Origin of the sequence: Aureibaculum luteum (genome assembly GCF_003449015.1) — a bacterium.
GTDB lineage: Bacteria > Bacteroidota > Bacteroidia > Flavobacteriales > Flavobacteriaceae > Aureibaculum > Aureibaculum luteum.
The window spans coordinates 590,764-605,951 of sequence record NZ_QRGD01000002.1 but is presented as its reverse complement, the minus strand read 5'-3'; the positions used below and the strand labels follow the sequence as shown (position 1 = coordinate 605,951).

The window sequence follows — 15,188 nt, the reverse complement described above, 5'->3', positions numbered from 1 at the left end:
TCTAGTACGTTAAAATTATCTGCAACTGATCCAATAGCCTCTGTTTAGCTTATGGCTTCGTTTTTGTCTACATCTAATAAACTGAAGAGACTTGATATTTGTTGTATAGTAGCTTTTGAACTCAATGAGCTTAATAGTGTTGCCGCATCAGAGATTGTTGATGTATTTGTACTCTTAAGACTATTACAACTTGCCATTGTAACCATCACTACTAATGATAATGTGATTTTCTTCATACTATTATATTTTTAAATTTCCTCGAAAGTACTGCTACCTCTTTGTATTTCAAATAAAAATATAACAATTCACTAAATTTATCGATGAAAAAAATATTTCCATAGATAAAGCGAATTATAGAGAACAACTTCTAGTTTTATAAGCAAGATTAGCCAAATCAGATGATAACGAAAGAGTACATCTTTCTAACACCTAAACTCCTCAATCCTTTAGTTTATTAGGATTATTATATATTGTATTGGAAAGTAGCCGTACGTTTTATCTTAAACCTAAATGTGTTATTTGATTGTAAATCTAATAGTTGTGAATAACCTTTTACTTTTCTTTTACATAACCTTTTTCATAATTTTACCACACCTTTAGCATTAAAATTTTTACAATCGTTATCATCCATGTTTTCTTGAAGTCTTCCTAGCAAAATAACATGTTCGTGCCAAATTTTAGATTTTGTCTTTACCTCCAGTTATAAAATAGATTGTGGCAAGACTTTTTTAACCGTTATACCTACTAGATACTGATATTTATAATGCTTTTAATATGGTGGCAGTATTTTATTTCATTAATTTTTTTTACGTTTTTTGGTTTTTTTTGTGTCTGATTTTTCCATGTATGCTTTTAATTCTTCCAAATCGATTTCGTTATCTCGATTGGTATCAATAGCATCAAAATTATTGGTTAGAAAAAGTTGTTCTTTTGCGGCTATTTCCAATTTATTTAATTTTCCATCTTTATTATCATCTGCTGCTTTCATTATATTTTCTGCAGATTCTTTTTTCCTGGCTCTACCATTTAAAGATGCTTCTAATTCTGCTAGATCAATAAATTTGTCATCATTGGTATCTATGTTGTCAAAATTTTGAGAAATATTACCACTTTTTGCTTTTGAGGCTTCGTCAACGTCAATTTTAGCATCGTTATTAGTGTCTAGCCTTTTAAAGATTTGGGTAGCATCTTGTTGCCCTCCTCTATTCCCTCCACGTTGTCCACCGCGTCTTTGTGCATAAATGGAGACATAGAAAAGTGTAAATAAAATGGCAAGTGTGATTTTTAAATTGTAATTCTTCATGATATTATTTTTTCTGTTATAAGTTTAGATGTATTATTTAAAAAAACTTGTGCTAGTTTAAAAAAAGCTTCGCAATTGCTTACGAAACTTTTAACAAAACGACTCAGCTAATTCAACTTACTTTTACTTAATTTTAATTTTGTTTCCTTTTCCCTTTTCTTTCGGGCTTTGGTGCATTTTCAAATTCTTTTTCAGAAATAAAACCATCTTTATCAGTGTCGATTTTATCAAAATTTTCTTCTAATCTACCTTTGACCTCAGCTTTAGCAAGTTTGCCGTCTTCATTAGCATCCATCTTTTTTAATAATTCACTGTAAGTTGGTTTTTTTCTGTCTTGTTTTCCTTCTTGTCCAAAAGAACTGTTCGAAACAAATGCCGTTAATCCTAAAACTAATAATCCTACTTTAATTGTGCTACTTTTCATATTTATAAATTTTAATGTTATTATTTACTAAAAACCCAACGCTTTAGTCCATATCAATAATACCTACAACCTCATAAGCTCTTGTACCATCTACCTGAACTTTTTCATACAGAATGTTAGCATATTCATAATAGGTTTGATTATCTATTTCTACTTTTTCATAATCATCTGGAAGTTCATAAACAATTGTACCTACTTCTGGATCTACAACTTCATATTGATTATTTATTCGGGTATAAAATATACCTCCAACATTATAATAATTAAAATTATTGTAACGAATTGTTTTATAATTAGATGGTAAAGTAATTATTCTAAAACCAATTTTTGGAGCTATAGCTATATAACGACCACTAGAATATGTATAGAACTTATTGTTACCATAAAAATATTTTTGTCCATTATGGCTTATCACTTTTTTATTTGGTACACTTCGTACAGATACAACCTTTTTAGTAGGTTTTTTGTATGTTACTTTAGTACGAGATACTTTTTTTGTAGGTATTGTTTTTTTAACTGGTGTCTTTTTTTTAACTATTGTAGTTGTTGTACTACTTCTTTTTGATTGTCCGGACACCTCGGTTGCAAACGCCATTAAAAATAATGAAGCTAATACTGATGTTTTAATAATTGATTTACTCACCAAATATTTATTTGTTTTTTTGTGTTTGTGATTTTTCTTTGAAAAGTTCATAATTAATGTTTTTAATTTAACTTATTTAATACTTAGACTATTCATTGTATTAATCGTTTAAATGTATTTCAACTTTTAAGCCAAAAAATACGATAATCGATAGATTGATATTTTTTATCGACGCTTGTGCTAATATTATATACTTCGTATGTTTTTTTTAGTTTAAAGATTTAAAAAAAAAAGAGAAATACCAATAAGTATTTCCCTTTTCTATTACAAAATGCTTTATTATTTTAATAAACCAAGTAAACCTTGTAATTCAGTTAGGTTTAAGCTTGAATTATTATCTGTATCTAAAACGTTAAAATTGTCAGCAACTGAGCCAATAGCTTCTGTCGAACTAATTGATTCACTTTTATCAGTATCTAATAAACTGAAAAGACTAGATATTTGTTGTAAAGTTGAGTTAGAACTCAATGAACCTAACAATGTTGCTGCATCAGCAATACTCGATGTATTTGTACTCTTTAGACTATTACAACTTGCCATTGTAACTAGAACTACTAATGATAATGTTAATTTCTTCATAATGTATTGTTTTTAAATTTCGGCGAAATTACGAGAATGAACTTCCACCGAAAAGTGAAATAGACCAAATATCATAATTCATCTATTAATATGAGATATTTATAGATTAAAAATTAAGTGAATTGTTATTTATAAAAGCTAGAAATTTAGCTTTATATTGATCTGAAATTGTTATTCTCTGTTTATTTATAATAATTTGGCTACGTTCAATGACTTCAATATTTTTTAAAGAAACAATAAATGAACGGTGTACACGCATAAAATGAGTTTCTGGTAATTCTTCCTGTAAAGATTTTAAACTCATCAATGTTAAAATTGGCTTCGGATTGTCTTTCAGCCATATTTTTATGTAATCTTTTAAACCTTCAAAATAAAGAACATCTGCTAATTTTATACGCAATTGTTTGTATTCTGATTTTACGAAAAGAAATTCTTTTTCTTCAGACACTTCAGTGTGTTGTTTTCCTTTAATCAATGAAAACCAATTACTGGCTTTATTTGCTGCTGCTAAAAATTCAGCATAATCAAAGGGTTTTAAGAGATAATCTAATGCTTCAACCTTAAATCCTTCCAATGCATATTGGTCAAAGGCCGTTGTAAAAATTACACGTGTAGTTTTGGGTAACATTTTAGAAAATTCAATACCTGTTAAATCTGGCATTTGAATATCTAAAAAAAGTAAATCTACCGGATCTGATTTGATATACTCCATAGCTTCAATAGCACTGCTACACTTTTTCTTTAAGCTTAAAAAAGGTGTTTTTTTAACATAACTCTCTACTAAGTTCAAAGCCATAGGCTCATCATCTACAATAATACAGGTGATTTTTAGGTTACTCATAACTTAAGCGGTTTCAATTTCTAAATGTACTAAAAAACGATTGTTTATGACACTTGATTTAAAGCTATGTTTATTTGGATACAATAATTGTAACCGTTTCTCTAAATTTTGAAGTCCAATGCCAGATCCACTTTTATCGTCTGTCTTTTTAGGAAAATTATCGTTTTCAATGGTAAATAATACGGTACTATCTTTTTTTGTCATTTTTATTTCAATTTCACTCGCTTTACTTGCAGACACACCATGTTTAAAAGCGTTTTCTATTAATGAAATAAATAGTAATGGAGCTACTTTAATACCTGTTTCTTCTGATGGAAAACTATAATTAACTACGGTTTTATCAGACACACGTAACTTCATTAAATCAATATATTTTTTCAAAAAGTCAATCTCTTTTGAAAGAGGCACCAATTCCATATTCGTTTCATAGAGCATATACCGCATTAATTTACTTAAGCTATGTATCGATTTTTTAGCTTGATCTGGTGAAATATCCACCAAGGAATAAATGTTATTCAATGAATTAAAAAAGAAATGAGGTTGTAGTTGGTAGTGTAAATGCTGTAATTCAGACTGTAACTTAAAATTAAGAGCTTCTTTACGTTCCGCTTCTGTTTTCACCCATCTTTTGGTTGTTTTTATAGCAATCGAAAAAAGTAAAGGAGCCATATAAGTGAGCATTTGAATGTAAACAAACATTTTAAACGGAGGACCATCTCTATTTTTATCATTAGGCCTTTTCATAAGTTCATCAAAAAATAAAACTTCAATTTGCTCTTTGAAAAATATCAAAAAAGTAATTATAATAATATTAATTAAAATGAACTGAATCGTTTTTTTTACAAATAAAAAATTATCAATAAATACAAAATAATTTAGATAAAAAATGAAAGCATATAAGACGGAAGGAATCCAAAAATGAATAATAACTCTATTAATATCTTGTTCTTGTCCATAAGATAAAAGATAAGGCATACTAAATAGAACAAGCCAAACTAGTAGATGTGAAAGGACGCTTATTTTTTTATTTTTGTGCATTTTGTATTATTTATTATTAATCCCAATTATTAGAACTGGTCACTGCATATCGTCCTGAACCCGTAAAAAAGAGTACCATTCCTCCAAATGCATATAACAAAAGTAATTCAATTTCAAGTCCTCCCGTTTTTGAAATAGCAAAAAGATGTTCTGAATGTGCCAAAGCTAGAGCTGCAAGTATCCCAAAAAAGAATATTAACGATGCTAATCTGGTTTTAAAACCCATAATAATAAGTACAGGTGCTATTAATTCTGTAATATAAACACCATATGCTATAATTGTTGGTAAACCAGCTTCTGTAAGCATATTTTTAATACCATCGAGGTTACTCAATTTTGCCACTCCGTGAAATAGCATTAGTCCTCCAATCACTACTCTTAATAGCAACAAGCCAAAGTCTATATCTTTTTTCATATTTTAAATTGAATAATTACTCAACATTTCGAACCAATCGAATATAGTTGTAATATCTTTCTCCACCTTCACTCGCAGGTCCATTTTCATGTTTTGTGTCAAACCGTACAGCCCCCGCACCATGAAAATCTAAACCTTGGTTGTTTACAGCTCTTCCAAATGAGACGTACCAAGCATAGTAATAGGGTTTTCCTTTTTGGAACCTTGCAGATGTACTTGACCAAAAGTAAGGATAATCTATATCACCGTTTTCATTGGTAATTTCAGAACTATTAAAAATAGGATTTATAGCTGGACCTTCTTTTGAAGTATCTTGTGCTCCTGGAGCGTAATCATAATCTACAATTCCTTGTAACTCTTTAATGTTTGGCAAACACCAATCTGAATGCCCAGCCAATTTAGAATCTTCTGCATAAACTAATGCATTCTTCCAATCTAAACCTGTTCCACTATCATTTTTAGACCACATTAAGCCAGTTGCTTTATCTGTAATGGTTTCATTTCCATTATCTTTAAAATCATTACTACCATATACAGCACCACGAACTGCTCGAACGTGTTTCAACATCGGGTTTCCAGTTGGACGTTCTCCATTTCCTGGCGGTGGCGGTCGGTTACCTTCTGTATCTTTACCTTCTAGTCTTTCTTGTCCTTGTAGATTTTCACCACTTGGAGGTGGTCCTTTTCGATCTTTCATGTCTTTTGGTTCTTCTCCTGCATACGCTTTAATATGGCCAGTAGCATGATTTACACCAAATACAGCAGTATACTGTCCTTCTTCGGTATGACCAACATATTTATTACTCGTCCAATATTGTTCACTTTTATCAACAAAATCATTATTTACTAACGAAAAATAGGTGGTGTCTAAATAGGGCCATCCTTCACTGAAATTACTAATAGAGTACAATTCTTTAGCTGTTGGTAGTCTCCAATCATCATAACCACCCAATTCTAAATTTTCTGCATAATCTTTAGCACCTTGCCAATCGAATCCTTCTGATGTTGGAATTTCTTGCCACATCAACCCCGTGTTTACATCGTTTGTTATACCATCTTCACTTTTTTGATAAGACATCTTCTTGCCCTTTAAATAATTGGCATCTTGACCATAAAGTGAATCACCTTGTTGCAACGTTGCAATTACTTGTCCATCTTCTCCATATGAGGAAATTTGACCAGTTGCTATTTGTACATAGTTGTTTACTTCAGTTTTAACCGTTTTCAATTCCTTTTTCTTATCAGAGCAATATTGTAGGCTTGTGGCAAAAAGCAAACTTATAATAATAGCTAAAAGAGAGTTGTTTTTAAAAATTTTCATTATAATATTATTAATTTATTATTCATAACGTAATGCTGTAATAGGGTCTAAAGCAGCTGCTTTTTTTGCAGGATACCACCCGAAAAAGATACCGGTAACCGCACATACTGCAAACGAAATGACAATGGAATACAATGCGACACTTGTTGGCCAGTTTAAGAATTTTTCAATAAATACTGTCGCTCCAAGCCCTAACATTACTCCTAAGAGTCCACCTGTTATACTTATTAATATGGCTTCAATTAAAAATTGCATTAAAATATCCGCTCCTTTTGCACCAACAGCCATACGGAGTCCAATTTCTTTTGTTCGTTCTTTAACTGATACATACATAATATTCATAATACCAATACCACCAATTAATAATGAAATACTAGCCACTGCAACTAACAGAATAGTAAGCATTTCACTGGTAGAACTAAAAGTAGAAATTAACTCTTCCATAGAACGTACTGTAAAATCATCATCTTCATATTCTGTTAATTTGTGTTGTGAACGTAAAATTTCAGTAACTTGTGTTACAGCAGCAGGAGCATCGTCTTCGCTAATTGCTGATGCCATAACTTGGTTTAAATAGTCTATGGCTAAAATTCGTTTCTGAACTGTAGTATAAGGTGCAATAACCACATCGTCTTGATCTTGCCCAAAGGTGTTTTCTCCTTTTTCTTCTAAAACGCCAATCACTTTAAACGGAATATTGTTAAAACGAATCATTTGACCAACAGGATCTTGACCGTCTGGAAAAATATTGTCAACAACCGTTTGACCAATTAGAGCGACTTTTGAAGCCGATTGCACTTCGGCATCTGTAAACATACTTCCACTTTGTAAATCAACAACTTTAATTTTAAGATAATCTGGATTAACACCATACAAAGTACTTGGCCAGTTATTAGAGCCATTAATTACTTGTCCACCTCCATTTACAACTGGAGTAACGTAACTTAGTAATGTAGCTTTCTCTTTAATCGCTTCATAATTTTTAAGCGTCAATGTTTGCACATCACCACCACTGCCTCTTGCTGGACCTCTATTGTCTGCACCCGGTTGTATGGTTATCATATTAGAACCCATAGCAGAAATCGTAGTTCGAATACTTTCTTTAGAACCTTCACCAATAGCAAGCATTGCAATTACTGATGCTACACCAATAATAATTCCTAACATGGTCAATAATGTTCTCATTTTATTAAGAACTATCGCTTTAAAAGCTATTTTTATTAAATTTAAAAGTCTCATAATTAATGGTCTTCTTTAGGTAATTTTGCTAATTCGTCTGCGGCAGATTGTACCTTATGGTTTTTGTAATCTTGAATTATATTTCCATCTTTTAAAACAATGGTTCTATTGCTGAATGTAGCTATATCGGGTTCATGGGTTACGAAAGTAATTGTAATTCCTTTTTTATTTAGGTCTTGAAATAAAGACATAATTTCATAAGAGGTACGTGTGTCTAGGTTTCCTGTAGCCTCATCTGCCAAAATCATAACAGGGTTATTTACCAACGATCTGGCAATGGCTACACGTTGTTGCTGACCACCAGAAAGTTGTGATGGTGTATGATCCATCCGATCACCCAAACCAACCATTTCTAATGCTTTAATCGCTCTTTCTCTGCGTTCTCCAGTTGATACTTTACTATTATATAATAGCGGTAGTTCAACATTTTCTAAAGCAGATGTTCTGGCTAATAAGTTATACGATTGAAAAATAAATCCTATTTTTTCATTTCTAATCGTTGCCAATTCGTTTCTGCTAAGCTCTTTTACGCATACATTATCAATTTCATAGATGCCTGCAGTGGGTTGATCTAAGCATCCTAAGATATTTAATAAGGTACTTTTTCCAGATCCACTTGATCCCATGATGGTAACGAATTCACCTTCTTTTATGGAAAATGAAATACCTCTTAACGCGTGAACCGTTTCGGTTCCCATGGTAAATTCACGTTTTAAGTCTTCTATTTTAATAATTTCTTTACTCATGATTGCTTACTTTTTTTTGCTTCCTGGTCTCTGCGGCATAAATGGACTTTCGTTTGCACCACTAGCTTCAGATTTAGCAACACCTTTTAAACTATAGACTAATTTTTCATCTTCGGAAATGCCACTTAAAATTTGCACATTAACACCATCACTAGCACCAAGTGTTACCATCTTCGGTGTAATTGATCCATCAGTACCTAACACCCAAATTGCAGTTGCTTCTCTAGATCTTTCGCTATTTTTTGTTTCTAAGCCATGTTGTTGATTATATGTAGCAAACACCTCTCTTTCTGGTTTAAAGTTGATGGCTTTAGCCTCTGCAGTTAATACATCATTCAACTCCAATGTGAAAATTGAAATGGTTGCTGTTAAGCCTGGTTTCAGTTTTAAATCTTCATTTTCGGCTTTAATAACGACAGTATATGTCACAACGTTTGACGTTACTGTTGGATCTAATCGTACTTGCGTTACAACTCCATTAAACGTTTCACCTACATAAGCATCTACCGTAAATTCAACTCGTTGTCCTTCCTTTACACCGCCTATATCTGCTTCATCTACATCTGCTTCTACCTGCATTTCTCTTAAATCTTGTGCTATGGTAAATAAGGTAGGTGTACTAAAACTGGCGGCTACTGTTTGACCTTCATCAATTGCTCTAGATAAAACTACTCCATCAATAGGGGAATAAATATTGGCATAGCTTAAATTGGTTTGTGCCTTCTGTAAATCTGATAGACGTTCGGTAACAGTACCTTTTGCTGTTTGTAAATTATAGGTGGCATCATCATAATCAGATTTACTAATTACTTGATTATCATACAAGGTTTTTTGTCTATTGTAAATGGTTTGCAAGTAATTTCTTTGGGTAACGGCATTATCATACGCTGCCTTGTTTTGTGTATAGGTAGCTTGTAGGTTCGTTTTATCTAATTCTGCAATCAACTGCCCTTCTTTTACCACACTATTATAATCTACATATATCTTTTCTACAACACCAGATACTTGTGTACCTACTTCTACTTGCGTAATAGGCTCAATGGTTCCAGTAGCAGTTACCATAGTTGTTACATTTGCAGTTTTTGCAACAACCGTTTTGGCTTCTATTACGATAGCATCGTCACTACTTATAAAACTATAGACTACAATAGCTAAAACTACTGTGGCTATGCTAGCTATAATTAATTTTCTTTTTGTTTTCATGTGTTTATATTTAATTTTTTTAATGAATCCCGAGACTTCGGTACTGTTTGCTATTAACCGTTCTAGTGGTTGATTAAAGTTTAATATCGTTTCCTTGATAAAATTGTAATAATTGATGGTATAAAATGTTTAAGTATTTTGCTTGTAAATAATTTTGTTGTGCATTGGTGAATGTATTTTGGTTAATTACCAAATCAGTAGTACTTAAATCTCCTAGTTCATATTTTTTTAAGGCTAGTTTATATGATTGTTCAGCAGCTACTTTAGAGGCATCAGCCGCCACTAACTGCTCTTGGGCAGATAATGTGTTTTGATACGCCGTTTCTATTTTTTGATAGACTTCCTTTTGCGTACTTTGCTTTTGTATTTCAGCTTTTTCAATATTTATTTTTGCAGTCTGTACCGCAGCTTTGGTTTGATTTTTATTAAATATTGGTATCGTTAATGAGAGCCCCAGTTTTTGGTTAAAATTGACATCAAATTGATCTGCAAAAGTATTGTCATTAATACTTGTATAGCCAGACCCTAAACTTCCTGACAGGTATAATGACGGTAAGAAACCACCTTTTGCGATTTCTAATTCTTTTTCATTAGCAGCAATATTTAAGTTGCTTGCATTAATTTCTGGTAAGGTTTTTAAGGCCTTATTGTAAATTTCAACCTGATTAAGTTCAAGATTTACTAATTCTATATTCTCATTAATTGTTTCAATTTCTAATTCATCTGAAGGTGTTAATTCTAGTAATTGTTTTAAGGCGATGATATATTGTTGGTAGTCATTTTTTGCTGCAATAACATTGTATTTGTTAGTTGCGGCTTGACTTTGAGCATCGGTATAATCGTTTAAGGCAATGGTACCAGCATCTAAACGTGTTTTTGCACGAATAACCTCTTGTTCTGATGCTTTTAAATTATTCTCAGCAATAGTTATGCTTTCTTTACTAAATAAAGCTTGTAAATACGTTTCTAAGATATTCAACTGAATGTTGTTCTTTTCAACTTCTTCTAAATACATCCGTTGATCTAGGAACAATTTATTTTGCTTAATCTGATTGTTTAATTGATTTCCTTGAAATAAGGTCATAGAGCTATTGATACCAATATTGGTGCTGTTAATTTGATCAGAAACATAATCGCTTGTAATGGGGTCTATGCTGGTACCACTAGAATAGTTTTGCGAAGCACTTCCAAATAAATTAGGTAGACGTGACGATTTAGCTTTGTTATAATCTACCTTGGCAATAGAAGTGTTTAGGGTGGCGTCCTTTATAGTAATATTATGTTCCAACGCATAGGTTATACACTCATCTAAGGTCCATACTTTCGTTGAATTACTCGTCGCTTCTTGTCCAAAACTAAATAGGCTAAATAGCAGGCTTGATATAATAAAATAGTATTTCATTTTTGTGTGTATTTTTATTTAACACTACAAATGTGATACTATATCTATTTTAATAAAAAGGTAATAGAAGTTTAACCTTATTGTCTATACAAAAGGCTTGTTTTTATCGATGGGATTTTTTGGTAGGTGGTAATTTGTTAGAAAAAAGAGTGGATTTACAACAAGATATTAATGGACTTACTCTAATATTCTAGTTCTTTTTGGCTTTGTTTTTTTAGCACAATTTTAAAATAATGAAATTCAATTTTTAATTAGATTATAAGTCCAATTCTTCGTCACCATCTGGTAATTCTAAAGCTTTTACAGATTGTATGGCATTACCCGCAATACCTTTAATAGAACCATACATATCTATGGTATTGGTAACTACTTTTTCAATTTGTTTTTCTCTTTGCTTCCAAATTCTTTGCATGGAACGCTTTTCACTATCTAAATCAGATTTCATTTGAGTAAAGCCTTCTACAATAGCTTCTATCTGCATTCTAAAGGTACTACTGGTAAGATAATCATAAAGTAAATCCATTTTATCACCTTTATTTTCTTGCGAAATAATGGCATTATTTACTTGTAAAATACCTTCTCTTAAAACGGTACAAAGACCTTTAAACTCATCATAATTACAGATCCAAATACCATCTTTTAAGCCCATTCTATCCATATCAGAGGGCATAACTTCAGTTACAAGAACACCTATGTTTGCACCACGGTCTCGTATATCTGCTTTAAACTTTTCAATCCAACTAGGTTGAAAATCTTTAGTTCTTTTACTTTCGTAATAAATGGTACCACAGTTTTGTTCAGTTCTAGAGTGAACAATTTGAATACAATCTCCTCCTCTTGCTCCTTTTTTTATTTCTTCAATGGTGTCTAAAGGAAATTTTGATTCCAGCCACTCCTCTATTGCTAATTCTTGAACTTCTCCTTGTAATTGCATGGAACCTTGCTCCTGCTTCCGTTTCATTTCTTCAGTAAGCTTTTTCTGGTCTTCTAATTGCTTTTGCATTTCTTTAAAACGCAATTCATTTTTGTCCTCTTCAAGTTTCTTAATTTTCTCCTTTTCACTTATAAGAATTTCATTAAGTTTTTTTTGAGCTTCAGCTTCAACAGCCTCTTTTAATTCTCCTTTTTCACGCTTTAGTTTTTCAATCTCAGCTTTAGACCGATTTAGTTCTTTTACCTGCTCAGACTTCTCATTTAATTCTTTTTGCAAAGCATCAAATTGTTCGGATTGTTCCTCTTTTAATTTTAGTTTTAATTTCGCTTCTATTTCTTTCTTATCTGCCTTAAGTTGATTTTCTAAGCGTTCTTGAAATAGTTGATTTTCTTTCTTTTTCTTTTGTTCAAAGTCTAGCTTTTCTTGTTTTAATTTATCTTGTTCACGCTCATACTTCTTCTTTTCTTCCGCAATTTGCGACTGGTATTTTTGTTTTATTTCTTCTTCTAATTGATGTGAAAGAATATCTTGAACATCTATTGTGGTGCCACAATTAGGGCATTTTATTTGAGTTTCGTTTTTCATTTAAACTTTAGTTTGTTTTATCTGACGTTCAAAGTTACTGTTTATAAAACTTATAATAACATGTAAACCATTTTCTATTGCCTCTGTTCAATTGGTAATTTATAGTCTAATTTGAATAGACTCAATAAAAATAGTTAATCTATTAATCGTTGTAAATTTAATTTTTTTTTATTAAAAACTCATATCACTATTCTCCTTTGAATGTTTTTTTTATAAATGCTTTACCTGTTTCATGAAGTTACTAAATAAGTATTTCAAAAGAAATTTAAAAAAGAAAAAAAACTAAATTATAGTAGGAAAACCCTGTTGGTTTTTATACTGTTTTTTATATTCGAAGTCTAAGGTTCCGGAGAATCTAAAAATCAAATCGATAGTTCATTTTAAAGGCAATGCCCAAATTTTTACGGGTAATGTCTTGGTTATAATTATCAGAAACTACCAAATAAATATAAGAAAGAGGTTTGTATTCCCATTGTAAACGGCTGTTAATATTAAAATTATCGCGTTGGGTATTGTATTGTAAATAGGTAGTCCAATTGAGTCTGTTGTTAAAAAATACTTCTCCTGTAAAACGGGTTAAATGAAACGTTTCTTTGCCTAAGTCATTCAAATCTATGTTGTTAATATCATAAGAAAATTCTAAATTGGCAAATGGCAATAACTGGTAGTTTAAATACGCCCCTGCAACGGTTCTTTTTCCGCTATAATAAGTTCCTCGTTGTATATTAATGCGATATCTTAATTTTTGGTTGTTAGCGGAGTTGTAACCTATTTTTAATATTCCGAAACGGTATTCACCCGGAGTTAAGGAATTTCCATTTCCTAAAGGGTCAAAACCATAATTTAAATCGATATAATCGTAATTAAACACATAGTAAATGGCAGAAAGGTTTTTAAAAAATACCGCAGAGTTTAAAAAAAATGAAGATTGATCTAAATTGCCATTTTCATCAAAATAGGTATTGTTGCTAAAGTTAACGACACGTATAGAATTTATCTTGCTAGAACTTTTATAAAACTTTTCATATTCTATGCCTGTGCTTGCTTCAGTATAGCCTGTTCTGATTATTAAGTCATTGATAGCATCATAATGATACAATCTAGGCGTAAAACCAATATCTGTAATATAGTTTTTACCTACATTTTTTATGCTGGCATTGGCACTTAAACCTCGTTTATTAAACCAGATTCCGGCGTTGTAGAAACTATTATCATTAGCAAAATCATCATTAAAACTTTTACCCACATTGGCCAAACCCAACCATTTATTATTGTCTGATTTGTAGTTTAGATTGAGCCCCGTAACACGGTTATAATCATTTATAAATTCAAAACCATCCGTTTCTTGTCGGTTAATGAGAAAGCCCGTAGTTGTGAAATTTCTAGATAATTGATATTCTGCCACCAATGCCCCAAAATTTTGTGAGGGATTGTCATTTTCTGAATCTGTTTGCACATCTAATACCCCAATTCTGGTTTTTGGAGATATGTTTCCTGATAGTTTTAATCCGAACTGAATGGGATTATTAGCTCCTACCCTTCTGGAATAAAACGGATTTACGCCATCAACCCCTAAATTTGAAAATAAATCAGAGTTTTCTAGAAAAAAGTTACGTTGTTCTGGAAAGTTGACTTCAAATCTGGTTAGGTTGGTCACTTGTTGATCTACATCAATCTGTGAAAAATCAGGATTTACAGTAGCATCTAACTTTAATGATGAAGTGAGATTGTATTGTACGTCTAAACTGGGTTTAAAATTGGTTTCTTCTGTATTGTCAGTAACTTTATTTTGATAATTTACCGTTATTGAAGGTGTTACGGCAAAACGTGAAGCCGATTTTTTAGGAAGATTATCTACTCGGAATTTTTCCGTAAAACGCAAGTCAAAATTGGCATAATTCCTTTTTACATTTTTTAGAATGGTCCAAGAATTATTTTTAACATCTCTAACATAAAATTGAATCCCAAAAGTTGAATTGTCACTATTAAAATTTAAAGATTTTAAAGGAATGGCGATTTCATATTGCTTATGCTTTCCATTTAAAAGAGCTTTCGACTGCCAAATGGCATTCCAACTAAAGCTTAGATCATAACCACCATTTACACGCCCTACCAAACCGTCTGTTTGATTACCTAGCGAATTGACCGCAAAGAAATATCCGTTTTGTTCTTGATTTTGTGTATCTAATATCATGATAAAGGAATCACTATTAAAAATAGATACATCTCTTTTTAATGTGCTAACTTGTGTTACTTCTGTTGAATCTTTATAAATAGCACTCACATATAAAAACTCACCATTATGAAATAGCTTTACCACTGTTTGATTTTTTGCCAAACCAACATCTGTAGGTAAATAATTATAAAATCCCGTATGTTCTGGTAATTGTTGCCAAACACCTTCGTTAAACTGTCCGTCAACTTTAATAATAGTATCTATAAATTTAATGGTTGATATTTGTGCAAATGCACTAAAACATAATAACGAAACAAAAGCTGTTAAAAAATACTTCAT

Annotated in this window: 15 protein-coding genes; all 15 read right to left on the bottom strand. The window is 31.5% G+C overall.

What is annotated here, in order from left to right:
* Nucleotides 1–44 precede the first annotated feature (44 nt).
* The gene (locus D3P13_RS21885) at nucleotides 45–236 is read right to left on the bottom strand and encodes a hypothetical protein (RefSeq protein WP_157972859.1); all 192 of its coding nucleotides are present in this window, start codon (nucleotides 234–236) and stop codon (nucleotides 45–47) included.
* Between the two features lie 560 nt (nucleotides 237–796).
* The gene (locus tag D3P13_RS07870; protein ID WP_117880871.1) at nucleotides 797–1,303 is read right to left on the bottom strand and encodes an EF-hand domain-containing protein; all 507 of its coding nucleotides are present in this window, start codon (nucleotides 1,301–1,303) and stop codon (nucleotides 797–799) included.
* Nucleotides 1,304–1,436: 133 nt separating this feature from the next.
* Entirely contained in the window at nucleotides 1,437–1,727 is a 291-nt protein-coding gene (locus D3P13_RS07865; RefSeq protein WP_117880870.1) for a CREC-EF hand family protein, read from the bottom strand.
* Between the two features lie 43 nt (nucleotides 1,728–1,770).
* The gene (locus D3P13_RS07860; protein WP_117880869.1) at nucleotides 1,771–2,421 is read right to left on the bottom strand and encodes a DUF6515 family protein; all 651 of its coding nucleotides are present in this window, start codon (nucleotides 2,419–2,421) and stop codon (nucleotides 1,771–1,773) included.
* Nucleotides 2,422–2,649: 228 nt separating this feature from the next.
* Nucleotides 2,650–2,949, bottom strand: a complete 300-nt coding sequence (locus D3P13_RS07855; protein ID WP_117880867.1) for a hypothetical protein — start codon at nucleotides 2,947–2,949, stop codon at nucleotides 2,650–2,652.
* A gap of 106 nt (nucleotides 2,950–3,055) precedes the next feature.
* Nucleotides 3,056–3,790, bottom strand: a complete 735-nt coding sequence (locus D3P13_RS07850) for a LytR/AlgR family response regulator transcription factor (protein ID WP_117880865.1) — start codon at nucleotides 3,788–3,790, stop codon at nucleotides 3,056–3,058.
* A gap of 3 nt (nucleotides 3,791–3,793) precedes the next feature.
* On the bottom strand, nucleotides 3,794–4,828 hold the full coding sequence (locus tag D3P13_RS07845) for a sensor histidine kinase (RefSeq protein WP_117880863.1): 1,035 nt from the start codon (nucleotides 4,826–4,828) through the stop codon (nucleotides 3,794–3,796).
* A 16-nt stretch (nucleotides 4,829–4,844) separates the two neighbouring features.
* Nucleotides 4,845–5,243 (bottom strand): DoxX family protein, encoded by a 399-nt coding sequence (locus D3P13_RS07840; protein ID WP_117880861.1) that lies wholly within the window; start codon nucleotides 5,241–5,243, stop codon nucleotides 4,845–4,847.
* 16 nt (nucleotides 5,244–5,259) lie between these two features.
* Nucleotides 5,260–6,564 (bottom strand): Lcl C-terminal domain-containing protein, encoded by a 1,305-nt coding sequence (locus tag D3P13_RS07835; protein WP_117880859.1) that lies wholly within the window; start codon nucleotides 6,562–6,564, stop codon nucleotides 5,260–5,262.
* An 18-nt stretch (nucleotides 6,565–6,582) separates the two neighbouring features.
* Nucleotides 6,583–7,803, bottom strand: coding sequence for an ABC transporter permease (locus D3P13_RS07830; protein WP_117880857.1), 1,221 nt, complete (start codon nucleotides 7,801–7,803; stop codon nucleotides 6,583–6,585).
* A 2-nt stretch (nucleotides 7,804–7,805) separates the two neighbouring features.
* Nucleotides 7,806–8,549: an ABC transporter ATP-binding protein gene (locus tag D3P13_RS07825; RefSeq protein WP_117880855.1), complete on the bottom strand. Its 744-nt coding sequence runs from the start codon at nucleotides 8,547–8,549 to the stop codon at nucleotides 7,806–7,808.
* 6 nt (nucleotides 8,550–8,555) lie between these two features.
* Nucleotides 8,556–9,752 (bottom strand): efflux RND transporter periplasmic adaptor subunit, encoded by a 1,197-nt coding sequence (locus tag D3P13_RS07820; RefSeq protein ID WP_117880853.1) that lies wholly within the window; start codon nucleotides 9,750–9,752, stop codon nucleotides 8,556–8,558.
* 73 nt (nucleotides 9,753–9,825) lie between these two features.
* Nucleotides 9,826–11,154, bottom strand: coding sequence for a TolC family protein (locus tag D3P13_RS07815; RefSeq protein WP_117880851.1), 1,329 nt, complete (start codon nucleotides 11,152–11,154; stop codon nucleotides 9,826–9,828).
* 256 nt (nucleotides 11,155–11,410) lie between these two features.
* Nucleotides 11,411–12,673, bottom strand: a complete 1,263-nt coding sequence (locus D3P13_RS07810; RefSeq protein WP_117880849.1) for a DUF2130 domain-containing protein — start codon at nucleotides 12,671–12,673, stop codon at nucleotides 11,411–11,413.
* A gap of 355 nt (nucleotides 12,674–13,028) precedes the next feature.
* Complete coding sequence (locus tag D3P13_RS07805; RefSeq protein WP_117880847.1) at nucleotides 13,029–15,188, bottom strand: DUF5916 domain-containing protein; 2,160 nt, start codon at nucleotides 15,186–15,188, stop codon at nucleotides 13,029–13,031.